Source organism: Bradyrhizobium sp. 521_C7_N1_3 (assembly GCF_052075975.1).
Lineage (GTDB): Bacteria > Pseudomonadota > Alphaproteobacteria > Rhizobiales > Xanthobacteraceae > Bradyrhizobium > Bradyrhizobium japonicum.
Genome location: NZ_CP197232.1, coordinates 8,297,492 through 8,324,356 on the forward strand (window position 1 = coordinate 8,297,492; position 26,865 = coordinate 8,324,356).

The window sequence follows — 26,865 nt, forward strand, 5'->3', positions numbered from 1 at the left end:
GATTTTTCACAGCCGCCCGCTTCGCTTCGCCGGGGCGCGTCACACCCATTTATTCCACCAGCGAAGACAAAAATGATCACGTCCAGATCGTTGCGTGATGCGCCCGGGGCCGTCAGAGCCGCTTGGTGAAATGGTAGCGACGAATGCCACCACCTAGCGTCTTGTTGCTGGCGGCATCGGCAATCTCTTCGCGCACATTCTCGTATCCCGCGTTTCGATACAGCGTCAGCGCATCCTGCTGAAGTTCAGACGTGCTCAGCTGCAATTCTGGACGATTGCGGCGGCGACACTCCTCTTCCGCAAACGCCAGCATCTTTCGCGCGATCCCCCGGCGTCGCGCGCCGGGAGCAACGTACATGCGCCGTAACTCCATCGCGCGTTCGCCAGAGGCCTCCAGTCCAAACATGCCGACGATTTCATCGTCATCGACGGCGACCCAGAAACCGCCGCTCCGACCCGAATAATAATCGGCGAGACGATCGATCTCCTCCGCAAGGGAGCGCGTGATGTATCCTTCAAACGCCTCCGCCAGATGCGCCGGCGCCAACAGGCGATTGACCTGGATGAACAGCTCGCGCACGGCGGCTGCATCGACGGGCAAGAAAGCGCGGAACCGAATCTCGCTTGCCATGGAGGCGGCGCCGCTACTCAGCCCGGATCGGCGTGTCCTTCAGGCCATTGTTGTCATAGGCCTTGCGCAAGGTGCCGTTCGTCACCGCCTCGTTCATGAACTTGGTGACGAACGCCAGCGCCTGAGGATGACCGAGGGGGACGGCGACGGCCGTCACCGTTTTCTTGAAGGTCTCGTCCAGCACCTTCGTGCCAGGGATCTTCTGCGCCATCTTGTTGAGCTGGTCGCGCGACAGCGCGAAGGCGTCGATCTCGCCGCTCTTCAGGAGGCCGAATATCTCGTCATAGGTCTGATAGCCCGTGACTTTCGCATTCTTCAGATGCGCTATCGCGCCGCGCATGGTCGTGGTGGCGTTGACGGCCGCGACCTTGATGCCGGGCTGGTCGAGGCCGGCGAAGTTGGTGACGGCTGAGCCCGGCTTGACGATGTAGGTGGCATCCGCGACCTCGTAGATCGGGCCGAACATCATCTTGGTCTCGCGCTCGGGATCTTTTGGCAGCCAGGTGACGTCCCACGTCCCCTTGCCGGCCGCGTCGGTGATCTGCCCGGAATTCTGGTGCACGACATATTCGACGGGCACGCCGAGTTGCGCGGCCATCTCCTTGCCGAGGTCGACCGGCACGCCGGCATAGCCGGCTTCGGTCTTGGTCGACCAGAACGCGCCGCCCGCCGGGCTGATCGCGATCGCGACCCGCAGCTTGCCGGTCGGCGTGATCTCGTCCTTCAGGCCATCGGCTAGCGCGGGCATGGCGACTGCCGCTGCGAAAACGAGGCCGGCAAGGGCCGCCTGGAGGGACGCGGGCATGTCATGTTCTCCTCACCTTTTCTTCTCTGCTTCTCGACCGCTTCGTTTCCGTCACTCGGCCTTTGACACAATTCTGGTCGATCATGCACCCGATGAAAAGCGGTTTGCCATGACAAACCTGTCAAAGGCCACTGCGCCATTTGCAGTACAAGGCCGGTGACCGCCATGGCTATGGTGTTCCACGGCCGGGCATTTGTTGGTAGCCTGCCACACCGACAGACAATAATCGGGGGCCACCGAATGACCTGCGCGAATCCCGCTGATCTCGCACAACGGAACGGAGCGTGGAGACAGGTCGGGCGGGCACTCGTCGCCGCGGCGGCCGTGGCGGCACTCGCCGGCTGCGAGGACAAGAACGCGTTCGTGGCGCCGCCACCGCCGAAGGTGGACGTCGCGGCGCCCGTGCAGCGCGCGGTCACGCGCTATGTCGAAGCCACCGGCACCACCGCGCCGGTCAAGAGCGTCGATCTGGTGGCGCGCGTGCAGGGCTTCCTGCAATCGATCGACTATCAGGACGGCAGCTTCGTCAAGCAGGGCACCCAGCTTTTCTTGATCGAGCCGGAGACCTACAAGCTCAAGGTCGAGCAGGCGCAGGCGGCCGAGGTCGGCGCGCAGGCCACGCTCAAGCAGGCCGAAGCCGATTTCAGGCGCCAGGTCGACCTCGTGCAGCGCCAGGCGGTCTCGCAGTCCACCCTCGACACCTCGACGTCGAACCGCGACAACGCCCAGGCCAGCCTCCTGCAGGCCCAGGTCAATACCAGGCTCGCCGAGGTCAATTACGGCTACACCAAGGTGAGCGCGCCGTTCGACGGCATCGTCAGCGCGCACCTGGTCTCGGTCGGCGAGCTCGTCGGCGTCTCCTCCCCGACCCAGCTCGCAACCATCGTCGCGCTGGACCCGATCTGGGTGAACTTCACGGTCAATGAGCAGGACGTCCTGCGCATCCGCGCCGAAGCGATCCGCCGCGGGCTGACCGTGGCCGACCTCAAACAGTTGCCGGTCCAGGTGGGCCTCCAGACCGAGACCGGCTATCCGCACGAAGGCCACCTCGACTACATCTCGCCGACCCTCAATACATCGACGGGCACGCTCGCGGTGCGCGGCCTCATGCCCAACGACAAGCGGGCGCTGCTGCCCGGCTATTTCGTCCGGGTCCGGGTGCCCTTCGACCAGGACAAGAGCGCCCTCCTCGTGCCCGACACCGCGCTCGGCAGCGACCAGGGCGGCCGCTATCTCCTGGTGGTCAATAGCGACAACATTGTCGAGCAGCGCAAGGTGCAGATCGGTCAGGTCAACAACGGCCTGCGCGTGATCGAAAGTGGCCTGAAGCCGGACGACCGCGTCGTCATCGCGGGACTGCTGCGGGTGATTCCGGGTCAGAAGATCGACCCCCAGGCAACGAAGATCGAACAGCCGCAGGCGTCGGCCAAGTGAGGGGTCGCCAGCCATGATCTCAAAATTCTTCATCGAGCGGCCGGTCCTCTCGAACGTCATCGCGCTCCTGATGATCCTGATCGGCGGCGTCGCGCTGTTCAACCTCGCGGTCGCACAATATCCCGACGTGGTGCCGCCGACGGTGCAGGTCACCACGCGCTATCCCGGCGCCAGCGCCAAGACCGTGATCGACACCGTCGCGCTGCCGATCGAGCAGCAGGTCAACGGCGTCGAGGACATGCTCTACATGCAGTCCTACAGCGGCTCCGACGGCACCTATACGCTGACCGTGACCTTCAAGATCGGCACCGACCTCAACTTCGCGCAGGTGCTGGTGCAGAACCGCGTCTCCAGCGCGCTGTCGCAGCTGCCTACCTCCGTGCAGAACCAGGGCGTCACCGTCCAGAAAAAATCGACCTCGATCCTGCTGTTCGTGACGCTGACCTCGCCGGACAAGACGTTCGACAGCCTTTACTTGAGCAACTACGCCACCATCAACATCCGCGACGAGCTCTCGCGCCTGCCCGGCGTCGGCAACGTCACGGTGTTCGGCGCCGGCCAGTATTCGATGCGGGTGTGGCTCGATCCCAACAAGCTGCAGGTCCGTGACCTGGTGCCGCAGGACGTCATCAACGCGATCCAGCAGCAGAGCCAGCAGGTCTCCGCCGGCCAGGTCGGCGCGCCGCCGACGCCGCCGGGACAGGCGTTCCAGTACACGCTCAACGTCAACGGAAGGCTCGACGACACCACCCAGTTCGAGAACATCATCGTCAAGACCGGCACCAGCGGCGACGTCACGCGCGTGCGCGACGTCGGCTGGGTCGAATTGGGCGCGCAGACCTACAGCCAGATCTTCTCGCTCAACAAGCAGCCCGCCACCGGCATCGGCGTATTCCAGTCGCCGGGCGCCAACGCGCTCCAGGTCGAGCAGGCCGTCGAGAAGAAGATGGCGGAGCTCGCCAAGCGATTCCCCGAAGGCATCAAATACGACACACCGTTCGACACCACCAAATTCGTGGAGGCCTCGGTGCACGAGGTCTACATGACGCTGATCGAAGCCGGCCTTTTGGTGCTGGTCGTGATCCTGGTGTTCTTGCAGGACTGGCGCGCGATGCTGGTGCCGGCGACGACCGTGCCCGTCACCATCATCGGCGCGTTCGCGGCGATGGCGGCGCTCGGCTTCACCATCAACATGTCGACGCTGTTCGCGATCGTGCTCGCGATCGGCATCGTCGTCGACGACGCCATCGTCGTGGTCGAAGGTGCCGCGCACAACATCGAGCAGGGCATGAACGGCCACGACGCCGCGATCAGGGCGATGGACCAGCTGTTCGCGCCGATCGTCGGCATCACTCTGGTGCTGATCTCTGTGTTCCTGCCGGCCTCGTTCCTCGCCGGCCTCACCGGGCGCATCTATTCGCAATTCGCGCTGGTGATCGCGGCGACCGCGCTGCTATCCGCCATCAACGCGGCGACCTTGAAGCCGACGCAATGCGCGCTCTGGCTGCGGCCGGCGGTGCCGCCGGAGCAGCGCAATTTCTTCTATCGCGGCTTCAACAACGTCTATAACCGGGTCGAGCGGGGCTACACGCGCCTCATCGGCGTGCTGTGCAGGAACAGCACGATCTCGGTCGCACTCGCACTGGTGCTGATCGGGATCGGCGGCTACGGCCTGTCGCGGGTGCCGACCGGCTTCTTGCCGATCGAGGACCAGGGCTATCTGATCGCCGCCGTGCAACTGCCCGACGGCGCTTCGCTGGAACGAACCCAGACGGTGCTCGACAGGTCCGCCGATATCATCAAGGACACGCCGGGAGTCCAGCAGGTCATCACCATCGCCGGCATCTCCGCGCTCGACAACAGCGCCAGCCTTGCCAATGCCGGCGTCGCCTACATCATCCTGAAGGACTGGTCGGCGCGCAAAGGGCCCGGCGAGGATCTGCGTTCGCTGGTCTACGGGCTGAACGACAAGCTCGCGACCATCATGGAGGCACGCACCCTGGTGTTGCCGCCGCCGCCGATCCAGGGCATCGGCAACGCGGCCGGCTTCTCGATGCAGATCGAGCTGCGCGACGGCAACAGCGATTTCGCAAAGCTCCAGGCCATCACCGGCGCGATGGTCAGTAACGCCCAGAGCCAGAGCGCGCTGCAGCGCGTATCGTCTTCGTTCCGCTCGTCGGTGCCGCAGTTCAACGTCGAGATCGACCGCATCAAGACCCAGACGCTGCACGTCACCACCGATCAGGTGTTCGCGGCGCTGTCGACCTATCTCGGCTCGTCCTACGTCAATCAGTTCAACAAGTTCGGCCGCGTGTTCCAGGTCTATACCCAGGCCGATCCGGCGTTCCGCGTCACCGAGCGCGACATCGCCAACATGCAGGTGCGCAACTCGAACGGCGACATGATCCCGATCGGCACCGTCGCCACGATCACGCCGGCCACCGGCCCGTCGCTGATCAGCCTCTACAACCTCTACCCTTCCTCGACCATCGTCGGCCTGCCGGCGCAGGGCTATTCGTCAGGACAGTCGCTGAAGCTGATGGAGGAGATCGCCGACAAGACGCTGCCGCCGGGCACGGGCTATGAGTGGACCGCGATGTCCTATCAGGAGAAGGCCGTCTCGAACCAGATCTACTGGGTGTTCGGCCTTGCCATGCTGCTGGTCTATCTCGTGCTCGCCGGCCAGTACGAGAGCTGGTACGCGCCGATCTCGGTAATCCTGGCGGTGCCGCTGTCGCTGATCGGGCCCATGCTGGTCCTCAACGCCTTGAAGATCGACAACAACCTGTATTGCCAGATCGGCCTGATCCTGCTGATCGCGCTGTCGGCCAAGAACGCCATCCTGATCGTCGAGGTCGGGCTCGAGCTGCACGGCCGCGACGGCAAGCCGGTGCTGGAATCCGCGATCGAGGCGGCCCGCGCCCGCTTCCGCCCGATCCTGATGACGTCGTTCGCCTTCATCCTCGGGGTGGTGCCGCTGGTGATCGCGACCGGCGCCGGCGCCAGCGCCCGCAAGTCGATCGGCATCACCGTGTTCTCAGGCATGCTGGCCTCGACCTGCCTTGCAGTGCTGTTCGTGCCGGCCTTCTTCGTGATGGTGCAGCGGTTCGAGAACTGGCGTTCGTCGAAGAAGACGCCGAAGCCGGTGGCGGAGGTGAAGACCTAGGCATCGTCCGCGCAAGCCTGCTCGAACAAAAAAGTCGAAAACAACCCCATGCACAGTAGAACGGCGCTGATCGCATTGGGCTTTTTGGAGCGTTCCGGTGCTTTGACACGTCGGGCAAAACACTGGCAGAATGGCATCGTCGGGCAGTCGTCAGGCGAAGCGCCGGTCCATCCCCCGTCATTGCGAGCACAGCGAAGCAATCCAGAGTCCCTCCGCGGATAGATTCTGGATTGCTTCGCTGCTCTCACAATGACGAGTGGAAAGAGTGTTGGCCTTACAGCACACACTCGTGCTCCGGACGCAGCGCAGCGCCCCTTCGGCGGTGCGCTGCAGAGCCGGGGCCCATCTCTCCGCGTGCCGTGTTGCATTCTGGGTCCCGGCTCTGCGCAGCAGCGTTGCACGCTGCAGCGCGTCCGGGACACGAGACCGCCGCCTCACGCCGCCGCCGGCGTCCTGATCTCGCGCGGCAGGATGATCGCGGCGGCGATTGCGAGCAGGCAAAGCGCGGCGAAGGCGTGCAGCATGGTGACGAAGCCGCCCTGCTCGTAGAGCCAGGCGACCAGGCCGACGGAGGCGCCCGCGGCAGTGAAGCCGATGAAATAGCGCACCGCATAGGCGCGCGAGCGCCATTCCTCGCTGGTGTATTTGCCGACCATGGCATCGTTCACCGTGACCTGCCCAAACGCACCCATGACGATGCCGATCGAGACCAGGATCAGCGGCAGATTGGACAGGCTCGCGGCGAGATAAAGGAACGGCGCCAGCATGAAGGACAGCGGCAGCGCCACCGTCTTCAGCGAGTAGCGGTCGAGCAGCCGGCCGATCGTGTACTGGGTCATCGCGCCGAACACGTAGACGCAGGCGGCGATGACGCCGAGCAGCGCCGGGCTCTTCGTCAGGTCGGCAAGCCGTTCCGCGAACAGCTTTGGGAGCGCGACGGTCACGGCATTGAAGGTCGTCGAGATCGCGATCACGACGATCAGCAGCGACAGGATCACGCGCCACATGTCTTTCTTCGCCACGCGCGCTTGCGCTGCCGCCTGCTTCGAGCCCTTGCGGTCCTCGTGCACGACCATCATCGCAAAGCCGATGCCGATCATGATGGTGACGACACCGGGCACGATGAAGGCAGAACGCCAGCCGAGATACTGGCCGATCACGCCGGTGACCAGCGCAGACGAAGCAACGCCGAGATTGCCCCAGACGCCGTTGATCCCCATCTCGCGGCCGAGCCGATCGGCATAGGACACGATCATCGCGGTGCCGACGGGGTGATAGATCGAGGCAAAAATGCCGATCGCGAACAGCGCCGCGCCGAGCTGTGCCGGGGTCTGCACGAAGCCGACCGAGATCATGGAAGCACCGATGCCGACGAAGAAGATCAGCATCATGTGGCGGCGGCTCCAGCGATCCCCTAACCAGCCGGTGAGCAGCGAGCCCGCGCCGAAGGCGACGAAGCCCGGCGTCGCGTAAGGCAGAAGTTCCGAATAGGCCATGCCGAGCGCCGGCCCCATGATGATCACGGCGGCGGCGAAAATCAGCATCGAATAATGGTCGATGAAATGGCCTGCGTTGACGAAACTGATCACCCGGCTGGGGCTGTTCATTTCCCGAATCCTCTCCTGCTCTGAAATGAGTTATATGTCCTGGGCATGACGGGATGCTGCCAATGACTGTCTTGGAAACGCCAATTCTCAGGGAGGTCCGGAGCAACCATCGCTCGCCAGCGGGCGTGCATCTGGTCGCGCGCGACTATCCCAAGGGCATGCGGATCGATCCGCACCTGCACCGCGAGGCGCAGCTGATCTATGCGGCCAAGGGCACGATGCAGGTGACGACGCCCGGGGGACGCTGGCTGGTGCCGCCGGACCGCGCCGTCTGGGTGCCGGCCGGGCTCGAGCATGCCATCGACCTGCTCGCCGACATCGAGATGCGCACGCTGTATTTCGATCTGTCCTGGCTGAAGCGCGAGCAGCGCTATGAGGGGCTGACCAAGGAATTCGTGGTGCGGGTATCGCCGCTGCTGAACCAGGCGATCCTGGCGCTGTTCGACGCCCGCAACACCGAGGAACGCACCGAGCTGCTGGTCCGCCTCGTGATGCTGGAATTGCACCAGGCCGAGGATTCCGCGACCTTCGTACCGCTGCCGCACGAACCGCGCTGCCGGCGCGCCGCGATGATCGTGCTCGACGATCCCACCGGCCTGCACGACATCGACACGCTGGCGCGCGAGGTCGGAACCTCCGCGCGCACGCTGTCGCGGCTGTTCTCGACCGAGACGCAACTGAGCTTCAAGAGCTGGTGCCAGCGCGCAAGGGTTGCGGCAGCGATCCAGCGGCTGTCGACGGACGCCAATGTGTCCGTGAAGCAGCTCGCCACCCAGCTCGGCTATGCCAGCGTGCCGGCGTTTTCGGCCGCATTCCGTCAGGTGACGGGGCGGACGCCGACGGAGTTTGCGGGGAAGGGGTGAGGCAGCCGCCAAGCCGTAAGGCTGTAGGGTGGGCAAAGTGAAGCGTGCCCACCAATTCTTTCGCAGCTGTCGAGACATGGTGGGCACGGCGCAAGTGCGCCTTTGCCCACCCTACGGCAGCTTGACCGGGCGACCAGTATTCCAGAAACGCCGGTTTGATGCGGAGAGGCCGCGGCGTGCTGGATGCCCCGGTCAAGCCGGGGCATGACGGCGGTTGTGGCAACGGCCCTCGCGGGGCATGACAGCTTTCCTGGTGGCGCATGGCACCACGAAAGATACAAAATTCCCCTGCTTGATTGTGATCGGCTTCCGCCTAAATCCCGTGTAAGCTTCCGCAGCGCACAAACCGGAATCGAAAAGACCAGATGGCCAACGCCTTCTTCTCTGACCTGCTCGCCACCATCTCCGATCGCGGCCGCACGCTGCTGCGCCGCGGGGATTCCGACGACACCAAGCACGATGCCGAAGGCCTGATCGAGCTCTGCGGCGCGCTGCTGTCCGGTCGTGGCGAAGCTTCGGGCACTGCCATGGCGCGTGAGGTGCTCGACATCTACCAGGAGTTGGATGCGGCAGGACGCCGCGCCTTCTTCGAAGCCCTGGTGCGCGATTTCGGCCCCGATCGCGAACGCCTGTCCAAGGCGATCGAAAAATGGCGCGCCAGGCCAAGTGACGAAGACGCGAGCTCGCTGCACTTTGCGTCCGAGCCGCGCCGGCAGGAGCTGATCCGCCGCCTCAACCGCGCGCCGGGCGGCACCGGCGATCTCGTCAACATGCGCGCCGATCTGCTCGGCATGATGAACGGTCACACCGATCTCGCCGCGCTCGATCGCGACGTCTCGCATCTTCTCTCGTCGTGGTTCAACAGGGGGTTTCTCGTGCTGCGCCGGATTGACTGGTCGACCCCGGCCAACATCCTCGAAAAGATCATCCGTTACGAAGCCGTGCACGAGATCAGCGACTGGGACGATCTACGCCGCCGCATCGATCCGGTCGACCGGCGCTGCTACGCCTTCTTCCATCCCGCGATGGTCGACGAGCCGCTGATCTTCGTCGAGGTGGCGCTGACCGAGACGATCCCCGGTGCGATCGCGCCGCTGCTGGCGGTCGACCGCCAGCATCTGCCGATCGAGCGCGCGCGCACCGCGGTGTTCTATTCGATCTCGAACACCCAGCGCGGGCTTGGCGGCATCTCCTTCGGCAGCTTCCTGATCAAGCAGGTGGTCGAAGAGCTGCGCCGCGAGACGCCAAAACTCGACACCTTCGTGACACTGTCGCCGGTGCCGGGCTTCATGCAATGGGTGAAGCAGGACAAGGACCTGCCGCTGTCAGACGAGGACCGCGAGATCCTGAAGCGCCTCGACGATCCCAAATGGTTCGAGAACCCCGAGACGACGACGCTGCTCCGCACCGTGATCGAGCCGCTCGCCGCCTATTACTTCCTGAAGGCGCGCACGCCGAAGGGCAAGCTGATCGATTCCGTCGCCCGCTTCCACCTCGGCAACGGCGCACGGCTCGAGCGCATCAACTGGCTCGGCGACCTCTCGCCGAAAGGCGCCCGCGAGTCCGCCGGCGTGATGGTCAACTACCTCTACCGCCTCGACGACATCGAGAAGAACCACGAAGCCTACGCCAATGACGGCGAGGTCGTGGCATCGAGCGCGGTGAAGAAGCTGCTCAAGGGCGAGGGACGACGGCTGCTGGATATGCGGTTGTCTTAGCTGCAACATCGGTGTCGTCGCCCGGCTTGACCGGGCGATCCAGTACGGCGAGACGGCTGTGATTAAGCCGACGGGCCGCGGCGTACTGGATGCCCCGCCTGCCGCCTACGCTAAAGCTTCGGCGGCCCTGGACCGCAACCCCGGCGAAGCCTTGGCGTAGCCGGGTCGCGGGGCATAACAGCGGGATTATGGATGCGTCGTCGGCTGGACATGCGCCTGTCATAAGCGCTATCCGTTTCATCGAACTCCTGCACCAAAGACGGGACACCATGAAACGACGCGACTTTCTCGGCCTGACCGCAGCGGCGGCAACCAGCCTCTCGCTTTCGCCCGCGCGCAGTTTCGCGGAGGGATCTGGCTCCGGGCCAGAAATGACGGTGCTGTGCGACTACATGAGCGCTGCGAAAACCCGCGCGCTGCCGCCCGAAGTCGTCGAACACGCAAAGCACCACATCCTCGACACGCTGGCGTCGATGATATCAGGATCGGAGCTGCAGCCCGGTCAGGCGGCGCAGCGCTACATTCGCGCCAATGCCGCGCAGGGAACGGCCACCATTGCCGGCACATCGCTCACCGCGTCGCCAGTCGAGGCTGCGCTTGCCAACGGCGTCATGGCGCATGCCGACGAGACCGACGATTCGCACAGCCCGTCGCGCTCGCATCCCGGCAGTTCGACTGTGCCCGCGGCACTTGCGCTCGGCGAACACCTCGGAATCGACGGTGCCCATTTTCTGCGTGCGGTGACGCTCGGCTATGACGTCGGCACGCGCGTGGTGATGGCGATGGGCGGGGCCGATTTCAGCTATGAAAGCGTGCTGAGCACGCACAGCATTTCCGGCACGTTCTGCGCTTCCGCTGCGGCGGCTAGCGTCGCCGGCTTCGACGCGCGCCGGATGCGCTGGGTACTCGACTATGCCGCGCAGCAATCCTCCGGCTTCATCGTGTGGCGGCGCGACGTCGACCATATCGAGAAAGGATTTGTGTTCGCCGGCATGCCGGCCCGTAACGGCGTGACGTCGGCACTGCTGGTACGTTCGGACTGGAACGGCGTCGACGACGTGTTCTCAGGGCCAGACAATTACTTCCTGGCCTATGCGCCGAAGGCTGCGACCGGCAAACTCGTGGAGAAGCTTGGCGAGCGTTACGAGATCGCAGGCACCGACATCAAGAAATGGACGGTGGGCTCGCCGATCCAGGGCCCGCTCGATGCGATCTATGCGATCCGCAGCAAGCAGGCGTTCGAGGCCGATCAGGTCAAGCGCGTGACCGTGCGCCTCGCGCCGTCGGTCGCCGAGGTCGTGGACAACCGCGACATCCCCGACATCTGTCTCCAGCACATGGTCGCCGTGATGCTGCTCGACAAGACCGCCTCGTTCCACGCCGCACACGACAAGCCGCGCATGCAGGACGTGGCGGTTTTGAAGGAGCGCACCAAGGTGAATTTGGTGCGCGACGAGGAGCTGGCCAAACTATTGCCGGTGCGCGTCGCCGTCGTCGAGATCGAGCTCACTGATGGAAGCCGCCTCTCCGAGCGCGTCACCGCGGTGCGCGGCACCCCGCGCAACCCGATGACGCGCGACGAGGTCATCGACAAGGCGCGCGATCTGATTGTGCCGGTGGTGGGGGCGGAGAAGGCGGAGCAGTTGATCAAGGCGGTGTATGGGATTGAGGCTGTGACGGACATCCGCACGCTGCGGCCGTTGCTGCAGCGGGTGTGACGGCGACGCTGCCGCAGCTACACGCTCAAACGTCTTCCCGGACAAGCGAAGCGCAGATCCGGGACCCATAACCACAGGATTGGATTTGGCGAAGACTCGGAGGGACCAGTTCGCGCCATAACCCCTCCCTGGGGTTATGGGTCCCCGCGTTCGCGGGGACGACACTGAGTAAATGGCGCGGCCGTCGCCCCCAACACGCGCCCCCTACTCCGCCAGCGCCTTCATTTCCTTGTAGAGATCCAACTTGCCTTCGAAGCCGATGCCCGGCAGGTCGGGCATGGTGATGTGGCCGTTCTCGACGCGCACACCGTCCGGGAAGCCGCCGTAGGGCTGGAACAGGTCGGGATAGCTCTCGTTGCCGCCGAGGCCGAGGCCGGCGGCGATGTTGAGGGACATCTGGTGGCCGCCGTGCGGGATGCAGCGGCTCGGCGACCAGCCGTAGGTTTTCAGGACTTCCAGCGTGCGCTGGTATTCGCAGAGACCGTAGGACAGCGCGCAGTCGAATTGCAGCCAGTCGCGATCCGGGCGCATGCCGCCGTAGCGGATGAGGTTGCGCGCGTCCTGGTGGCTGAACAGGTTTTCGCCTGTCGCCATCGGGCCCGGATAGAATTCGGCGAGTGCGGCCTGCAGCGCGTAGTCGAGGGGATCGCCGACTTCCTCGTACCAGAACAGCGGATAGTCCCGCAGCATCTTGGCGTAGGCGATGCCGGTCTCGAGATCGAAGCGGCCATTGGCATCGACCGCGAGCTGCGCGTCCTTGCCGATCTCCTTCAGCACCGCCTCGATGCGGGTACGGTCGTCTTCGATCGACGCGCCGCCGATCTTCATCTTCACGACGTTGTAGCCGCGATCGAGATAGCCGCGCATCTCGCCGCGCAGCATCGAGAGATCCTTGCCGGGATAATAATAGCCGCCGGCGGCGTAGACGAAGACGCGCGGATTGGCGGTCACGCCGTGCCGTTCGGCGAGCAGCCGGAACAGCGGCTTGCCTGCGATCTTCGCCACGGCGTCCCAAACCGCCATGTCGATGGTGCCGACCGCGACCGAGCGCTCGCCATGGCCGCCCGGCTTCTCGTTGGTCATCATCGCGGCCCAGACCTTGTCGGGGTCGAGATTGTCACCGGCCGCATTCAGCAGCGACTTCGGATCGGCCTCCAGGATGCGCGAGGCAAAGCGCTCGCGGATCAGGCCACCCTGCCCGTAGCGGCCGTTGGAATTGAAGCCGTAGCCGACGACGCGCTTGCCGTCGCGGACGACGTCAGTGACGACGGCGACGAGGCTGGTCGTCATCTTGGTGAAGTCGATATAGGCGTTGCGGATCGGCGAAGAGATCGGCTTCGTGATCTCGCGGACGTCAACGATGCGGACTGACATGGGCTTGGCCTTTCGGCTTGTTGGCGTCATTCCGGGGCGGTCCGAAGGACCGAACCCGGAATCTCGAGATTCCGGGTTCGATGCTTCGCATCGCCCCGGAATGACAGCGAACTACTTCTTATCCCTGAAATACGGCTCGACCGGACCATGCACCTTGATCGTCAGCGGGTTGCCGTAGCGGTCCTTGGCGTTGCCGGCGGTGACGCGGACCCAGCCTTCACTGATGCAGTACTCCTCGACATTGGTCTTCTCGACTCCCTTGAAGCGGATGCCGACGTCGCGCGAGAGAATATCCGCGTTGTAATAGGGGCTGTTCGGGTCGACCGACAGGCGGTCCGGAAATTCGTCGCTCATGATTGTCTCGCTCATAACAGGGTCTCGATTTGCTGCCGCAATCCCTCGGGACGGGCGGTCGGCGCGTAGCGCGCGATCACCTTGCCGGCACGGTCCACGAGGAATTTGGTGAAATTCCATTTGATGGAGGCGCCCAGCAGGCCGGATTGCTGGCGTTTCAGGTACTCATACAGAGGGTGCGCGTGGGCGCCGTTGACGTCGATCTTCTCGAACAGGGGAAAGGTGACGTCGTAGTTGGTCGAGCAGAAGGCCTGGATCTCGCTCGCCTGCCCCGGCTCCTGCGCGCCGAACTGGTTGCAGGGAAAGCCGAGCACCGAGAAGCCGCGCGGCGAGAGGTCGCGATAGAGATCCTCGAGCCCGCGATATTGCGGCGTGAAGCCGCATTTGCTCGCGGTGTTGACGATCAGCAGCACCTGTCCTTCGAAACGGCGCATGGGCACCTCCTCGCCGAGAAGCGAGTTGGCCTTGAAGTCGTAGATCACAGACATCGCTAACCCACGGGATCGATCGGCGACGGCGGCACGCCGCCCGCCTCGATCGCTTCGCCCGCGAGCAGACACAGATCCTCGCGATAGCGGCCGGACACGATGTGCACGCCGACCGGCGCCTTGCCGACCAGACCGGTGGAGACCACGAGGCCCGGCAGTCCCATGAACGGGGTCGCGATTTGCGGCATCTGCGCCTCCCAGACGCGCTCGAAGGATTCGTTGTCCTTGCGGTCGAGATGATCCGGGAACGGCAACTCGCCGGACACCGGCGTGAGCACCACGGCATATTTTTCGAAGAACAGCATCCAGTCGCGGGTCAGCGTGGCGCGGCGCGTCAGCGCCTTGGCGTAGTCCGCCTGGTCCATCGGCGTGACCTTGGCGCGATTGCCGCGCAGGCAGGCCAGCGCACCGGGATCGCCTTCGCGCTCGGCCATCTCCAGCTGCGCCTCATAGCCGTCGCCAAGCCAGAGTTTTCTTTGCCACTCGACTGCCTCGCGCATCGGCGGCGTGTTCTCGATGACCTCGACGGTCCAGCCGGCGCGCTCCAGCCGCTTGCCGGCGTCAGTCACGGCCGCCTTCACCTCCGGTTTGGTCGCAAGCCCGTCCGGGTTGAGGCAGAGCGCGGCGCGCTTCGGCCGCGCGGGGCCTTGCAGTGGGACCGGCACGAACCAGGGGTCGCGGATGTCGCGGGCCGACATGGCTTCGAGCGAGATCCTGAGATCGTTGACGGTGCGCGCCAGCGGGCCCGACACGGCCATGATCTGCGGCCCGATCGGACGCTCCGGCAGCGCCGGGTTGAAGGCGGGGATGCGGCCCAAGGTCGGGCGCAGGCCGTGCACGCCGCAGGCATAGGCGGGATAGCGGATCGAGCCGGCGATGTCGGTGCCGTGGGCGATATGGCCGATGCCGGCCGCGACCGCCGAGCCGGCGCCGCCGGACGAGCCGCCCGGGGTCAGCGTGGCGTCGCGGGGGTTCTTGGTGTCGCCATGGACCAGATTGGTGGTGAACCAGCGATAGGAGAAGGCCGGGCAATTGGTGCGGCCGAGGAGAATGGCGCCGGATTTGCGGAAATTGGCGACCACCGGATTGTCCTCGCGCGCGATCAGGTCGCGCTGGAGTTTCAGGCCGTTGGTGGTGGCAAAGCCTTCCTGGTCGACATTGGCCTTGATGGTGACGGGCACGCCGGCGAGCACACCGGGATCTTCGCCCCGGGCGATGGCGGCATCGACGGCGTCAGCCTGCTTGAGCACGTCCTCCGGCTGGTGGTCGATCACCGCGTTGAGCTGGGGATTGACGGCGTCCAGGCGGGCCAAACCGGCCTTGGCTGCCTCCCTGGCGGAGACCTTTTTGGATTTGACGAGGGTCGCGAGGTCGGCGGCCGACAGGCGCCAGAGATCTTGCATGGCTTGCTCCGTTTAACCGGCGTCTTTTAGCGCCGGGAACGCAGCAAAGCCATGCGGATTTCGCGGGGAGGAAGAGCGAGCTTGGCGCCGGGGTGGCGCCTCATGCTCCGTCATTGCGAACGCTGCGAAGCAGTCCAGAATCCCTCCGCGGAGACAGCCTGGATTGCTACGCTGCAAGGGCTCCTCGCAATGACGGGGAAGCGCGCGGGGGCCTCAATGCCTGGTCGCGGACTCGTCCGGCATGTCCAGCAGGGCCTCGGTGAAGGGGAATTCGAGCACGATCTCCCCGTCGTCGTCGGTCACCTCGATGACGGCCTCCATGAGCGCCGGCTGGGCGCCCTCCGACTTCACCACCTCCAGGATCATCTGGCGGGCGACCTCCCAGGCGCGATCGGGGTTACGCAGGTCCTCTCCGTCGGGATCCACGATCAATTCGTCGCCGATGCGGGTGTTGAAGAAGTATCTGGGCATCACGAGGGTCCAACTTGGAAGGCCTGTACCGGATTGAAAGCTGCACTGCACTCACAACTGCTTTATCAGGACAGGGTTCGCGACCGAATGCGCCCTGCGCAAGGCAGCATCACGGGAAGTGATGTTCCACCATCATTTTCGCGGCGCAACATGGCTTTCTCGGGAAGATTTCACTAGCGAACTTTTCCGCTCGCATTACTTTAGCCGTCGGGCGGATACGTCCGAATTCGTGAAATGGAGAGCCAAAATGGCTTGGAAAGCCCCGAAGATCGTCGAAGTGCCCTGTGGCATGGAAATCAACATGTATGTGAGCGCCACCCGCAAGTAAGCGGTTGGTGGTTTCTGCGCAGGTGGATCTTTCGGTCACGATCGGTTTCCGGAAGACACGAACTTTGTCGGCATCCGTGTCGGCCTGAGATCCACCTCGCGACGTTCCCTCCAGGAGACGTATTATGCTTCGCGTCGTCGTCCTGGGCGCCGGGGCCGGCGGCGGAGTACCGCAATGGAATTGCGGGTGCGAGGGCTGCCGGGCGGCCCGTGAAAATGGCCATGAGCTTCAGAGAACCCAGGCCTCGGTCGCGTTCAGCGGCGACGGCGAGCATTGGTTCCTGATCAACGCCTCCCCCGATCTTCGCCAGCAATTGAACGCCACGCCGCAGTTGCATCCCAAGGCCGGCGCGCTGCGCCATACGCCTGTTGCAGGCGTGATCCTGACCAATAGCGAGGTGGATGCGGTCGCGGGCCTGCTGTCGATGCGCGAGGGCTCGCCCTTCACGGTCTATGCGCATCAGAAGGTGCTGGCGATCCTGAAGAGCAACAGCATCTTCAACGTGCTGAACGAGAAGAACGTACAGCGCCAGCCGATTTCCATCCACGAGCCGTTCGAGCCGCGGCTGCCCGATGGCGCGCGCTCGGGGATAGAGGTGCTGCCCTTCGCGGTGCCTGGCAAGTCGGCGTGGTATCTGGAAGGCAAGGCGCATCCCGGCGGCGAGAGCGGCGACGGCGATACGCTGGGCCTGAAGATCACGGACAAATCAACCGGCAAGTGCTTCTACTTCATCGCGGCCTGCGCCGAAGTGACCGACGCGCTCAAGGCCGAGATCGACGGCGCAGCGCTGGTGTTCTTCGACGGCACGGTCTGGCGGGATGACGAGATGATCAAGGCCGGGCTCGGCCAGAAGACCGGCAAGAGCATGGGACATGTCGCGATGTCCGGTCACGATGGCGCGATCGCGCGCCTCGCCGACCTCACTCTCGACAGGAAGATGTTTCTGCATATCAATAACTCGAATCCGGCGCTGCTGCCCGATACGCCGGAGCGTAAAGCGCTCGAGGCCGCGGGCTGGCGGATACCCGCCGACGGAACGGAGATCGTGCTGTGAATGCCGCGTCCATGACTGGAATGACTGCGCTCTCGATCGGCAAGGATATCAGGCTCAACTCGGCCGAGGAGCTTGAGGCGACGCTGCGCCACATTGGTGCGACGCGCTATCACAGCCTGCATCCGTTCCATAAGCTGCTGCACGGCGGCAAGCTGAACAAGGGCCAGGTGCAGGCCTGGGCGCTCAACCGCTACTATTACCAGAGCACGATCCCGATCAAGGACGCCGTGGTGATCTCGCGCTTCCGCGACCGCGCCACGCGGCTGGAATGGCGCCACCGCATCGAGGACCATGACGGCGACGTCGGCAGCGAGGGCGGCATCGAGCGCTGGCTGAAGCTGACCGAAGGCCTCGGCCTCGACACGGCCTATGTGGAATCGACCGAAGGCATTTTGCCGGCGACACGCTTCGCGGTCGAAGCCTATGTCCATTACTGCCGCGAGAAGAGCCCGCTGGAGGCGATCGCCTCCTCGCTCACCGAATTGTTCGCACCGAACCTGCACGAGGAGCGCATCTCCGGCATGCTGGAGCATTACGACTTCGTCAATCCTGATATCATGAGCTATTTCAAGCGACGGCTGGCGCAGGCGCCGCGCGATGCCGGCTTCGCGCTCGATTACGTCAAGGCGCATGCCACGACGCCCGAGCAGCGCGCCTCCGTCTGCAACGCGTTGATCTTCAAGACCAACGTGCTGTGGGTGCAGCTCGACGCGCTCCAGCACGCCTATGTCGAGGGCCACATTCCGCCGGGCGCGTTCGTGCCCAAAGCGAGCTGAGGGACAAGCGCAATGGCCGGGCCGCGGAACATTAGCGTCAGCGAGGCAAGCCGCCCGGTGCTGCCGCGGCATGCCAAGCTGAAATATGACGAGACGCGCAAGGTCTGGGTGATCCTGGCGCCGGAACGGGTGCTGGCGCCCGACGAGATCGCGGTCGAGGTCTTGCAGCTCTGCGACGGCGAGCGCAATGTCGGGGACGTCGCCGACCAGCTGGCCGCGAAATACGCCGCGCCGCGCGAGGCGATCCTGGCGGACGTCATCGTCATGCTGCAGGATCTCGCCGACAAGGGCTTCCTCACCGAGGCCCGGGAGAAGACGTCATGAGCGATGTGCTCCCGACCGTCCCGCCTGACGCCAGCGACAGTCTCGCGGTGCTGGAGAAGAGCCGCTCGACTGCGGAGACGTTCGGCATTCCGCTCGCGGTGCTGCTCGAGATCACCCATCGCTGTCCGCTGCAATGCCCCTATTGCTCCAACCCCGTCGAGCTCGACCGCTCCGGCAAGGAGCTGACGACCGAGGAGTGGAAGAAGGTCCTGAGCGAGCTCGCCGAGATCGGCGTGCTCCAGGTGCATTTCTCCGGCGGCGAGCCGACGGCGCGGAAAGACCTCGTCGAGCTGGTCAAGCATGCCAGCGATGCCGGGCTCTACACCAATCTGATCACCTCCGCCGTGCTGCTGACGCGCGAACGGCTGAGCGAGCTGGCGGATGCCGGGCTCTGTCACGTGCAGATCTCTTTCCAGGGCGTCGAAGAAGGCCTCGCCGATCGCGTCGCGGGCTACAAGAACGGTCATCGCAAGAAGCTCGAAGTCGCGAAATGGACCCGCGAGCTCGACCTGCCGCTCACCGTGAACGCGGTGATGCACCGGCAGAACCTGCATCACCTCCCCGACATCATCCAGATGTCGATCGACCTCGATGCCGACCGGCTCGAGGTCGCCAATGTCCAGTATTACGGCTGGGCGCTGAAGAACCGCGCCGCGCTGATGCCGACCGTCGCGCAGTTAGATGAATGCACCCGCATCGTCGAGGAGGCGCGCGAGCGGCTGAAGGGCACGCTCGCGATCGACTATGTCGTTCCCGATTATTACGCGCTGCGGCCGAAGAAGTGCATGGGCGGCTGGGGCCGGCAGTTCTTCAACATCTCGCCCGCCGGCAAGGTGCTGCCCTGCCACGCCGCCGAGAGCATCACCGGCCTCGAGTTCGAATCCGTGCGCTCCAATCATTCGATCGCCTGGATCTGGCAGAACTCGGACGCCTTCAACCGCTATCGCGGCACCGGCTGGATGAAGGAGCCGTGCAAATCCTGCGAATTCCGCGAGATCGATTTCGGCGGCTGCCGCTGCCAGGCCTTTGCACTGACGGGCGATGCCGCCAACACCGATCCCGCCTGCGCGCTGTCGCCGCTGCACGAGACCATCTTCAAGCAGGCCGAGCGCGAGGCCGAGGGCGAGACCAACCGCTTCCTCTATCGCAATTTCGCCGGCGGCACTCTGGAATCCGGGAATGATGCCTGACGCCGACGCGGCCGCATCCGCCAAACGTGCCGATCCCTTTGCGCCGCTGACCTCCGACATGCTCGACGTCGGCGACGGCCACGAGCTCTATGTCGAGAGCGTCGGCCGCGCCGATGGCATCCCCGCGATCTACCTGCATGGCGGGCCCGGCAGCGGTTGCCAGCCCGACCATCGCCGCCTGTTCGATCCCGATCGCTTCTGCGCCGTGCTGTTCGACCAGCGTGGCTGTGGCCGCAGCCGGCCCAAGGGATCGCGCGAACGCAATACCACCGCGCATCTGATCGCGGACATGGAGAAGATCCGCGAGAGATTCGGCTTCGACCGCTGGATGGTGGTCGGCGGCTCCTGGGGCGCGACGCTGGCATTGGCTTATGCGCAGGCGCATCCCGAGCGCGTCTCCGGCATTGCGCTCCGCGCAACCTTCCTGGGCACCCGTGCCGAGGTCGAAACCGCTTTCACATCGCGCCTGTCGCAATTCTATCCGGCGCTCCACGAGGATTTCTTGAGCGTGCTGCCGCCCGATGAGCGCGCGCACCCGGTGGACGCCTATTGGCGCCGCATCCTCGATGCCGATCCGGCCGTGCATGGTCCCGCGGCGCGGGCCTGGCACGACACCGAGCGCGTCTTGTCCGAGCACAAGGCGGCCAAAACGCGGCTGGACCTGGCATCGCTGAACGTGTGGCGCACGCTGCCGGCGACACCGTTCATGGAGGCGCATTATTTCGTCCACGACAGCTTCATGACGGAAAATCAGTTGTTGCGAAGCGCGGACCGGCTGTCCGGCATTCCCGGCATCATCGTGCAGGGCCGCTACGATCTGTTGTGCCCTCCTGAGACATCCGAGCGGCTTGCGAAAGTTTGGCCGGGTTCCGAGATTCGGATCGTGGAAGAAGCCGGACATTCGCTCTATGATGCCGGCGTGCGGGACGCGGTCATGAAGTCGATCGCCGATCTCGCGTCGAAAGCCGCGCGCTAGATCGATCTCCTCATCCTGAGGAGCGCTCCAAGGGAGCGCGCCTCGAAGGATAAGGCCGAGATGTAGCAGCGGGGCCTTCATGGTTCGAGACGCCACTTCGTGGCTCGTCACCATGAGGGTCTGAATGGGAAGGACAAGAACAATGCCGCTCGCCGGGCAAGGCATGCTGCTGACGTCGATGAACATCGACGTTCCAGATGAGGCCGATTTCAACCGCTGGTACGATCGCGAGCATCTGGAAGAGCGCGTCGCGATCGAGGGTTTCCTGGAGGCGCGGCGCTATGTCGCGCATGCCGCCAACCCCAAATATCTCTCGCTATACTCGACCGCGACGCTCGACGTGCTCGACAGTCCCGCCTACCGGGCCCGCCTCGCCAACCAGACCGAATGGTCGCGGCGGACCATGGCGCATTTCAAGAACATGCTGCGCGTCGTCGCGCGCATCACCATCAGCAAGGGCACCGGCCGCGGCGCTGCGCTCGGTGTGGTGCGGCTGCGGCCGAGCACCGACAACGCGGGGACATGGCGTGATGCACTGCACGAAAAGCTGACGCCCGGGGAGCGCGAGGGCATCATCTCGATGCATCTGCTCGAAAGCGAGCCGGAATTGTCGGGCGCAACGGCCGACATTCCAGCGGTGCACAATGAGGGCGCGCGCGACTGGTTCGTGCTGATCGACGGCACGCATGTCGGCGCAGTCTCCGCCGTCATTGCCGAACGCTTCACCGGCCCCGCCGCATCGCCCTTCCCGCTTCCCGTCTCCGTCGGCACTTACAGCCTGATGTGGGATCTCGCGAAGAGCGATATCGCGCCCGGCTAGCGGCCATCTGCAACGCAACATATTGCACCGCACGCATCATGCGTGCGGCCGTTGATGCTGAGCGCGCGCAGCACCTATGAAAGCAGGTGATCGCGTAAATTTGCCGTTGTACTTCGGAACGGTTCTAATAAGCTAACCCAATGACGTCATTCATAAACCAGATCGACGCGCATTAGCGTTCGCCAAGCTCAAGAAAAGGCCGCCGGGTCTTTGGGCCTGTGCGGACAGGGTAGGAATGAAACCGACCGATATCGCGGCCCCCGACTACTTTCACAAAGTGGTCGATTGCCAGTGGGCCTGTCCTGCACACACCCCGGTTCCCGAATACATCCGACTGATCGCACAAGGCCGCTACAGCGACGCCTACATGATCAATTGGAAATCGAACGTGTTTCCCGGAATTCTGGGACGCACCTGCGATCGTCCATGCGAGCCGGCGTGCCGGCGCGGACGCGTCGAGGAAACGCCGGTGGCGATCTGCCGCCTCAAGCGCGTCGCCGCTGACTTCAAGGACGACATCAGGCAGCGTCTGCCGAAGCCTTCAGCCAAGAACGGCAAGCGCGTCGCATTCGTCGGCGGTGGCCCCGCCTCGCTGACGGTGGCGCGCGATCTTGCCCCGCTCGGCTATCACTGCACCGTGTTCGACGGCGATCCCGAGGCCGGCGGCATGATGCGCACGCAAATCCCGAAATTCCGCCTGCCCAATTCGGTCATCGACGAGGAGACCGGCTACATCCTGGGTCTCGGCGTCGAGTTCAAAGGCGGTCATCGCATCGAGAGCATGAAGGCGCTGCTCGCGGAGAAATACGACGCGATCTTCGTCGGCTCCGGCGCGCCGCGCGGACGCGAGCTCGACGTTCCCGGCCGGAAGGAAGCGGCTGGCAATGTCCATATCGGCATCGAGTGGCTAGCCAACGTGTCGTTCGGCCATGTCGACAAGATCGGTAAACGCGTCATCGTGCTCGGCGGCGGCAACACGGCGATGGATTGCTGCCGCACCGCGCGCCGGCTCGGCGGCGAGAAAGTCACGGTGGTCGTGCGTTCCGGCTTCGAGGAGATGAAGGCCTCGCCCTGGGAGAAGGAAGACGCGATCCACGAGGACATCCCGATCCTCAACTACATGGTGCCGGTGGCATTCAAGCATGTCGCCGGCAAGCTCATCGGCGTCACCTTCCAGCACGTCAAAGCCGAATACGACGCCAAAGGCCGCCGCAATCTGGTGCCTTCGGGCGACCCCGATCAGACCATTCCCTGCGACGACGTGCTGGTCGCGGTCGGCCAGGAGAACGCCTTCCCCTGGATCGAGCAGGATTGCGGCATCGAATTCGACAAATGGCACATGCCCAAGGTCGATCCGAAGACCTTCGTCTCGACCAATCCGAAAGTGTTCTTCGGCGGCGACGCCGCGTTCGGCCCGAAGAACATCATCTGGGCCGTGGCGCAGGGCCACGACGCCGCGCTGTCGATCCACAAGATGCTCTCGGGCGATGACATCACCGAACGGCCGCTGCCGGAGGTGCAAATCTCCTCGCAGAAGATGGGCATCCACGAATGGAGCTATGACAACGACATCTCCAACGACAAGCGTTTCAAGGTTCCGCATCGCGACAAGGTGATTGCGCTGAAGGACATCCGCACCGAGGTCGAGCTCGGCTACGACGTCAAGCTGGCGCTGGGCGAAGCCGAGCGCTGCCTGAACTGCGACGTCCAGACCGTGTTCTCGACCTCGCTCTGCATCGAGTGCGACGCCTGCGCCGACATCTGCCCGATGGACTGCATCACCTTCACTGACAATGGCGAGGAAAGCGACCTGCGCCATCGCCTGAAGGCGCCCTCGCCGCATCCGGACCAGGACCTCTACGTGTCCAGCGACCTCAAGACCGGGCGCGTGATGGTCAAGGACGAGGATGTCTGCCTGCATTGCGGGCTGTGCGCCGAGCGTTGTCCCACCGGAGCCTGGGACATGCAGAAATATTTCATCGAGATGACTCACGCAGGTTCGACATGTCCGACAAAAAGCCGCTCAGCAGCGTAAACGACTTCGTCGTCCGTTTCGCCAACGTCAACGGCTCGGGTTCGGCCAGCGCCAACGAGATGTTCGCGCGCGCGATCCTGCGCCACGGCGTTCCGGTCTCCCCCCGCAACATCTTCCCCTCCAACATCCAGGGCCTGCCGACCTGGTACGAGGTGCGGGTGACGGAAGACGGCCATCTCGGCGCCCGTGGCGGCGTCGACATGATGGTGGCGATGAACCCGCAGACCTGGGACAAGGACGTCGCCGGCATCGAGCCCGGCGGCTATCTGTTCTACGATTCCACCAAGCCGATGCCGTCGACGAAATTCCGCGACGACATCACCGTGATCGGCGTGCCGCTCACCGCGATCACCAACTCGACCTACACCGATCCGCGCCAGCGCCAGCTGTTCAAGAACATCATCTATCTGGGCAGCCTCTCGGCGCTGCTCGACATGGACCCGAAGCTGATCGAGCAGCTGATCGGCGAGCAGTACAAGGGCAAGGAGAAGCTGCTCTCCTCCAACGTCCATGCGCTGCATCTCGGCCGCGACTGGGCGCTGCAGAACCTGAAATGCCCGATCGGGCTGCGGGTGAAGAAAACCGACAAGGTCGGCGACCGCATCTTCATCGAGGGCAACAGCGCCGCCGCGCTCGGCGCGGTCTATGGCGGCGCCACCGTGTGCGCCTGGTATCCGATCACGCCGTCCTCGTCGGTGGCGGAGGCTTTCACCGCCCACTGCAAGAAGTACCGGCATGATCCCGAGACCGGCAAGGCGAAATACGCGATCGTGCAAGGCGAGGACGAGCTGGCTTCGATCGGCATCGTCATCGGCGCCTCCTGGAACGGCGCCCGCGCCTTCACCGCGACCTCCGGCCCCGGCATCTCCTTGATGACCGAGTTCATCGGCCTCTCCTATTTCGCGGAGATCCCGGCCGTGATCATGAACATCCAGCGCGCCGGTCCCTCGACCGGCATGCCGACCCGCACCCAGCAATGCGACATCATCGCCTGCGCCTATGCTTCGCATGGCGACACCAAGCACGTGCTGCTGTTCCCGGAAGATCCGGCCGAGGCCTTCGAGTTCGCGGCGGCCGCATTCGATCTTGCCGAGCGGCTCCAGACCACGATCTTCCTGATGCTCGACCTCGACATCGGGATGAACCATCGTCTCTGCCGCCCGCTGAAGTGGGACGACGCGAGACAGTATGACCGCGGCAAGGTGATGACCACGGAGATGCTGGAGGAAGGCCGCGACTTCGGCCGCTATCTCGACGTCGACGGCGATGGCATTCCCTACCGCACCTATCCCGGCACACATCCGACCAAGGGCTCCTATTTCACCCGTGGCACCTCGCGCGATCGCTATGCGCGCTACTCCGAGGAAGGCTCGGTCTATGCCGACAACATGCAGCGTCTGGTGCGCAAGTTCGAGACCGCGCAGGACCTGGTCCCACGCCCGCTCCAGGCCAACGCGGAACGGCCGACCAAATATGGCGTGATCTATTTCGGCTCGACCTCACCCGCGATGGACGAGGCGATCGGCCTGCTGGAGGCGCGCGGACATCAGCTCGACCGCCTGCGCATCCGCGCCTTCCCGTTCCACTCGAGCGTGGCGAGCTTCCTCGCCGAGCACGACTTCGTCTACGTGGTCGAACAGAACCGCGACGCCCAGCTCCGCCAGCTCATCGTCAACGAGAACGGCATCGACCCGGTGCGCCTCGTGCCGATCGTGCATTACGACGGCACCCCGATGACCGCCCGCTTCATCGCAAAAGCCATTGGCGACCACCAGGATCACCTCAAGGTGACCCCGCTCCGCAAGGCCGTGTCATGACCTATATTGCCAAACCGAAGTTTCATCATCCGGGCCTGAAGAAGAACGAGCTCGGCTACACGCACCGGGACTACGAGGGCAAGATCTCGACGCTGTGCGCCGGCTGCGGCCATGACTCGATCACGGCCTCGATCATCGAGGCCTGCTACGAGCTCTCGATCGAACCGCATCGGGTCGCGAAGATTTCGGGCATCGGCTGCTCGTCGAAGACGCCGGACTATTTCCTCGGCAATTCGCACGGCTTCAACTCGGTGCACGGCCGCATGCCCAGCGTGCTCACCGGCGCCAACCTCGCCAACCGCGACCTGATCTATCTCGGCGTCTCCGGCGACGGCGATTCGGCCTCGATCGGCTTCGGCCAGTTCGCGCATTCGATCCGGCGCGGCGTCAACATGACCTATATCGTCGAGAACAACGGCGTCTATGGCCTGACCAAGGGCCAGTTCTCGGCGACCGCCGACCGCGGCTCGAAGTCCAAGAAAGGCGTCACCAACACCGACAACGCGATCGACCTCGTCGCGATCGCGCTGCAGCTAGGGGCCACCTTCGTCGCGCGCTCGTTCTCCGGCGACAAGGCCCAGCTGGTGCCGCTGATCGCCGCCGCGATCCGCCACAAGGGCGCGTCCTTCATCGACGTCATCAGCCCCTGCATCGCCTTCAACAACCACGCCGGCTCGACCAAGAGCTTCGACTATGTGCGCGAGCACAATGACGCCGTGAACCGGCTCGACGTGCTGGTCGGCCGCGACCCCATCGCCGTCGATTACGCGCCGGGAACGGTGCAGATGGTCGAGCAGCATGACGGCAGCAAGATCGCGCTGCGCAAGATCGACGCGGACTACGATCCGCATGACCGGCTCGGCGCCCAGACCTTCCTGCAGAAGCACGCCGCCAAGGGCCAGATCGTCACCGGTCTGCTCTACGTCGATCCCGATGCGGAAGACCTGCACGCGCATCTCAACACGGTCGAGACGCCGCTCAATACGCTGGAAGCGGATACGCTGTGCCCGGGCTCGGCGGCACTGGACAAGTTCAACGCCAGCCTGCGGTGATCATCTCCCGCGCTCGACCGGCTGCCTGACACGTATGGTGATCTTGTCCGATACGACAGGCGGCTCGAACGGATAGTGCTTCGCGTCGCCCAGCACCAGTTGCAGCGTGTGCGTCCCGGGGGGAAGTTCGAGCATGGTTTCGGTCTGCCCCGCCCCGAAGTGCAAATGCGACTTGTCCTGCGGGATTGGCTCCTTGGGATCGATGGGATCTTTGACGTCGACCAGCAAATGATGATGGCCGGCGTTCTGGTACTCGTCGCCGGCGTGCGTCACGCCCATGTTGCGCAAGCCGAACCGGACCCAGAACCCGCCGCGAACCTTCTGCCCGTCGCGCGGGGTGATGAAATAAAGCTTGGCATCCTTGGGAGCGGTCTTGCCCTGCGGATAGGCGACGCCTGGGAGCAATGCGAGCGCCGCCGCAAGGGCGGCGCAACGAATGATCTGCATCGAAATGACTCCAC

General features: G+C 64.4%; 24 protein-coding genes. 15 read left to right on the forward strand and 9 right to left on the reverse strand.

Features of this window, described 5'->3' with window-relative positions; translation table 11 throughout:
* Window positions 1-112: 112 nt before the first annotated feature.
* Both AB7008_RS39060 and AB7008_RS39065 read right to left on the reverse strand, forming a co-directional pair.
* Window positions 113-631: a GNAT family N-acetyltransferase gene (locus tag AB7008_RS39060; RefSeq protein WP_304491163.1), complete on the reverse strand. Its 519-nt coding sequence runs from the start codon at window positions 629-631 to the stop codon at window positions 113-115.
* A 13-nt stretch (window positions 632-644) separates the two neighbouring features.
* Window positions 645-1,436 (reverse strand): ABC transporter substrate-binding protein, encoded by a 792-nt coding sequence (locus AB7008_RS39065; protein WP_304491164.1) that lies wholly within the window; start codon window positions 1,434-1,436, stop codon window positions 645-647.
* Window positions 1,437-1,676: 240 nt separating this feature from the next.
* On the opposite strand from AB7008_RS39065, the gene AB7008_RS39070 reads away from it, so the two are divergent.
* Window positions 1,677-2,870 (forward strand): efflux RND transporter periplasmic adaptor subunit, encoded by a 1,194-nt coding sequence (locus AB7008_RS39070; protein WP_441260521.1) that lies wholly within the window; start codon window positions 1,677-1,679, stop codon window positions 2,868-2,870.
* 13 nt (window positions 2,871-2,883) lie between these two features.
* Entirely contained in the window at window positions 2,884-6,036 is a 3,153-nt protein-coding gene (locus tag AB7008_RS39075) for an efflux RND transporter permease subunit (protein ID WP_264621430.1), read from the forward strand.
* 434 nt (window positions 6,037-6,470) lie between these two features.
* Here AB7008_RS39075 and AB7008_RS39080 read toward each other — a convergent pair whose 3' ends face one another.
* Entirely contained in the window at window positions 6,471-7,643 is a 1,173-nt protein-coding gene (locus AB7008_RS39080) for an MFS transporter (protein WP_441260522.1), read from the reverse strand.
* Between the two features lie 62 nt (window positions 7,644-7,705).
* Between AB7008_RS39080 and AB7008_RS39085 the strand changes: the two genes are divergently transcribed.
* The 3 genes from AB7008_RS39085 (at window position 7,706) to AB7008_RS39095 (ending at window position 11,942) form a co-directional block, all read left to right on the forward strand.
* The gene (locus AB7008_RS39085; protein ID WP_304491168.1) at window positions 7,706-8,506 is read left to right on the forward strand and encodes an AraC family transcriptional regulator; all 801 of its coding nucleotides are present in this window, start codon (window positions 7,706-7,708) and stop codon (window positions 8,504-8,506) included.
* A gap of 365 nt (window positions 8,507-8,871) precedes the next feature.
* Window positions 8,872-10,224, forward strand: a complete 1,353-nt coding sequence (locus AB7008_RS39090; protein WP_028156257.1) for a malonyl-CoA decarboxylase — start codon at window positions 8,872-8,874, stop codon at window positions 10,222-10,224.
* A 269-nt stretch (window positions 10,225-10,493) separates the two neighbouring features.
* Window positions 10,494-11,942, forward strand: coding sequence for an MmgE/PrpD family protein (locus AB7008_RS39095; protein WP_304491169.1), 1,449 nt, complete (start codon window positions 10,494-10,496; stop codon window positions 11,940-11,942).
* A gap of 204 nt (window positions 11,943-12,146) precedes the next feature.
* On the opposite strand, the gene tarD is transcribed toward AB7008_RS39095, so the two are convergent.
* The 5 genes from tarD to AB7008_RS39120 form a co-directional block, all read right to left on the reverse strand.
* The gene (tarD, locus tag AB7008_RS39100) at window positions 12,147-13,316 is read right to left on the reverse strand and encodes a D(-)-tartrate dehydratase (RefSeq protein ID WP_441260523.1); all 1,170 of its coding nucleotides are present in this window, start codon (window positions 13,314-13,316) and stop codon (window positions 12,147-12,149) included.
* A 111-nt stretch (window positions 13,317-13,427) separates the two neighbouring features.
* Complete coding sequence (locus tag AB7008_RS39105) at window positions 13,428-13,685, reverse strand: DUF3297 family protein (RefSeq protein WP_014492823.1); 258 nt, start codon at window positions 13,683-13,685, stop codon at window positions 13,428-13,430.
* Complete coding sequence (locus tag AB7008_RS39110; protein ID WP_014492822.1) at window positions 13,682-14,158, reverse strand: glutathione peroxidase; 477 nt, start codon at window positions 14,156-14,158, stop codon at window positions 13,682-13,684. The genes AB7008_RS39105 and AB7008_RS39110 overlap by 4 nt, the downstream gene beginning before the upstream one ends.
* A gap of 2 nt (window positions 14,159-14,160) precedes the next feature.
* Entirely contained in the window at window positions 14,161-15,561 is a 1,401-nt protein-coding gene (locus tag AB7008_RS39115) for an amidase family protein (RefSeq protein WP_304491170.1), read from the reverse strand.
* 213 nt (window positions 15,562-15,774) lie between these two features.
* Window positions 15,775-16,032 carry a DUF6894 family protein gene (locus AB7008_RS39120; protein WP_028147036.1) on the reverse strand — a complete coding sequence of 86 codons (258 nt, stop codon included), beginning with the start codon at window positions 16,030-16,032 and terminating at the stop codon, window positions 15,775-15,777.
* 247 nt (window positions 16,033-16,279) lie between these two features.
* On the opposite strand from AB7008_RS39120, the gene pqqA reads away from it, so the two are divergent.
* From pqqA to AB7008_RS39170, 10 genes are all read left to right on the forward strand, one after another.
* Window positions 16,280-16,360: a pyrroloquinoline quinone precursor peptide PqqA gene (gene pqqA, locus AB7008_RS39125; protein ID WP_007595659.1), complete on the forward strand. Its 81-nt coding sequence runs from the start codon at window positions 16,280-16,282 to the stop codon at window positions 16,358-16,360.
* A gap of 124 nt (window positions 16,361-16,484) precedes the next feature.
* Window positions 16,485-17,414 (forward strand): pyrroloquinoline quinone biosynthesis protein PqqB, encoded by a 930-nt coding sequence (gene pqqB, locus AB7008_RS39130; RefSeq protein WP_248879578.1) that lies wholly within the window; start codon window positions 16,485-16,487, stop codon window positions 17,412-17,414.
* Between the two features lie 20 nt (window positions 17,415-17,434).
* The gene (pqqC, locus tag AB7008_RS39135; RefSeq protein ID WP_249156150.1) at window positions 17,435-18,190 is read left to right on the forward strand and encodes a pyrroloquinoline-quinone synthase PqqC; all 756 of its coding nucleotides are present in this window, start codon (window positions 17,435-17,437) and stop codon (window positions 18,188-18,190) included.
* Between the two features lie 12 nt (window positions 18,191-18,202).
* Complete coding sequence (gene pqqD, locus AB7008_RS39140) at window positions 18,203-18,514, forward strand: pyrroloquinoline quinone biosynthesis peptide chaperone PqqD (protein WP_028147039.1); 312 nt, start codon at window positions 18,203-18,205, stop codon at window positions 18,512-18,514.
* Entirely contained in the window at window positions 18,511-19,704 is a 1,194-nt protein-coding gene (gene pqqE, locus AB7008_RS39145; protein WP_304491171.1) for a pyrroloquinoline quinone biosynthesis protein PqqE, read from the forward strand. The genes pqqD and pqqE overlap by 4 nt, the downstream gene beginning before the upstream one ends.
* Window positions 19,694-20,680: a prolyl aminopeptidase gene (gene pip / locus AB7008_RS39150; RefSeq protein WP_441260524.1), complete on the forward strand. Its 987-nt coding sequence runs from the start codon at window positions 19,694-19,696 to the stop codon at window positions 20,678-20,680. Before pqqE ends, pip begins: the two co-directional genes overlap by 11 nt.
* 142 nt (window positions 20,681-20,822) lie before the next feature.
* Window positions 20,823-21,500 carry a DUF4286 family protein gene (locus AB7008_RS39155; RefSeq protein ID WP_028156248.1) on the forward strand — a complete coding sequence of 226 codons (678 nt, stop codon included), beginning with the start codon at window positions 20,823-20,825 and terminating at the stop codon, window positions 21,498-21,500.
* Window positions 21,501-21,735: 235 nt separating this feature from the next.
* A complete protein-coding gene (locus AB7008_RS39160; protein WP_248879582.1) occupies window positions 21,736-23,535 on the forward strand; it encodes an FAD-dependent oxidoreductase in 1,800 nt (599 codons plus the stop codon).
* Window positions 23,505-25,352 carry a 2-oxoacid:acceptor oxidoreductase subunit alpha gene (locus AB7008_RS39165; RefSeq protein WP_441260525.1) on the forward strand — a complete coding sequence of 616 codons (1,848 nt, stop codon included), beginning with the start codon at window positions 23,505-23,507 and terminating at the stop codon, window positions 25,350-25,352. Before AB7008_RS39160 ends, AB7008_RS39165 begins: the two co-directional genes overlap by 31 nt.
* Window positions 25,349-26,404 (forward strand): 2-oxoacid:ferredoxin oxidoreductase subunit beta, encoded by a 1,056-nt coding sequence (locus tag AB7008_RS39170; RefSeq protein ID WP_248879584.1) that lies wholly within the window; start codon window positions 25,349-25,351, stop codon window positions 26,402-26,404. Before AB7008_RS39165 ends, AB7008_RS39170 begins: the two co-directional genes overlap by 4 nt.
* Here the strand turns inward: AB7008_RS39170 and AB7008_RS39175 are convergent, their stop codons facing one another.
* Window positions 26,405-26,851, reverse strand: coding sequence for a DUF4399 domain-containing protein (locus tag AB7008_RS39175; protein ID WP_014492809.1), 447 nt, complete (start codon window positions 26,849-26,851; stop codon window positions 26,405-26,407).
* Window positions 26,852-26,865 lie beyond the last annotated feature (14 nt).

Excerpts from the sequence above, each read along its gene's own strand:
- AB7008_RS39105 (WP_014492823.1), bottom strand. The coding sequence starts at position 13,685 with ATGAGCGAGACAATCATGAGCGACGAATTTCCGGACCGCCTGTCGGTC.
- AB7008_RS39120 (WP_028147036.1), bottom strand. The coding sequence starts at position 16,032 with ATGCCCAGATACTTCTTCAACACCCGCATCGGCGACGAATTGATCGTG.
- AB7008_RS39165 (WP_441260525.1), top strand. The coding sequence starts at position 23,505 with ATGTCCGACAAAAAGCCGCTCAGCAGCGTAAACGACTTCGTCGTCCGT.
- AB7008_RS39085 (WP_304491168.1), top strand. The coding sequence starts at position 7,706 with ATGACTGTCTTGGAAACGCCAATTCTCAGGGAGGTCCGGAGCAACCAT.
- AB7008_RS39170 (WP_248879584.1), top strand. The coding sequence starts at position 25,349 with ATGACCTATATTGCCAAACCGAAGTTTCATCATCCGGGCCTGAAGAAG.
- AB7008_RS39160 (WP_248879582.1), top strand. The coding sequence starts at position 21,736 with ATGAAACCGACCGATATCGCGGCCCCCGACTACTTTCACAAAGTGGTC.
- AB7008_RS39075 (WP_264621430.1), top strand. The coding sequence starts at position 2,884 with ATGATCTCAAAATTCTTCATCGAGCGGCCGGTCCTCTCGAACGTCATC.
- AB7008_RS39110 (WP_014492822.1), bottom strand. The coding sequence starts at position 14,158 with ATGTCTGTGATCTACGACTTCAAGGCCAACTCGCTTCTCGGCGAGGAG.
- pqqC (WP_249156150.1), top strand. The coding sequence starts at position 17,435 with ATGACTGCGCTCTCGATCGGCAAGGATATCAGGCTCAACTCGGCCGAG.
- AB7008_RS39080 (WP_441260522.1), bottom strand. The coding sequence starts at position 7,643 with ATGAACAGCCCCAGCCGGGTGATCAGTTTCGTCAACGCAGGCCATTTC.
- pip (WP_441260524.1), top strand. The coding sequence starts at position 19,694 with ATGATGCCTGACGCCGACGCGGCCGCATCCGCCAAACGTGCCGATCCC.
- AB7008_RS39095 (WP_304491169.1), top strand. The coding sequence starts at position 10,494 with ATGAAACGACGCGACTTTCTCGGCCTGACCGCAGCGGCGGCAACCAGC.
- tarD (WP_441260523.1), bottom strand. The coding sequence starts at position 13,316 with ATGTCAGTCCGCATCGTTGACGTCCGCGAGATCACGAAGCCGATCTCT.
- pqqA (WP_007595659.1), top strand. The coding sequence starts at position 16,280 with ATGGCTTGGAAAGCCCCGAAGATCGTCGAAGTGCCCTGTGGCATGGAA.
- AB7008_RS39090 (WP_028156257.1), top strand. The coding sequence starts at position 8,872 with ATGGCCAACGCCTTCTTCTCTGACCTGCTCGCCACCATCTCCGATCGC.
- AB7008_RS39070 (WP_441260521.1), top strand. The coding sequence starts at position 1,677 with ATGACCTGCGCGAATCCCGCTGATCTCGCACAACGGAACGGAGCGTGG.
- AB7008_RS39175 (WP_014492809.1), bottom strand. The coding sequence starts at position 26,851 with ATGCAGATCATTCGTTGCGCCGCCCTTGCGGCGGCGCTCGCATTGCTC.
- pqqE (WP_304491171.1), top strand. The coding sequence starts at position 18,511 with ATGAGCGATGTGCTCCCGACCGTCCCGCCTGACGCCAGCGACAGTCTC.
- AB7008_RS39065 (WP_304491164.1), bottom strand. The coding sequence starts at position 1,436 with ATGCCCGCGTCCCTCCAGGCGGCCCTTGCCGGCCTCGTTTTCGCAGCG.
- AB7008_RS39060 (WP_304491163.1), bottom strand. The coding sequence starts at position 631 with ATGGCAAGCGAGATTCGGTTCCGCGCTTTCTTGCCCGTCGATGCAGCC.
- AB7008_RS39155 (WP_028156248.1), top strand. The coding sequence starts at position 20,823 with ATGCCGCTCGCCGGGCAAGGCATGCTGCTGACGTCGATGAACATCGAC.
- pqqD (WP_028147039.1), top strand. The coding sequence starts at position 18,203 with ATGGCCGGGCCGCGGAACATTAGCGTCAGCGAGGCAAGCCGCCCGGTG.
- AB7008_RS39115 (WP_304491170.1), bottom strand. The coding sequence starts at position 15,561 with ATGCAAGATCTCTGGCGCCTGTCGGCCGCCGACCTCGCGACCCTCGTC.
- pqqB (WP_248879578.1), top strand. The coding sequence starts at position 16,485 with ATGCTTCGCGTCGTCGTCCTGGGCGCCGGGGCCGGCGGCGGAGTACCG.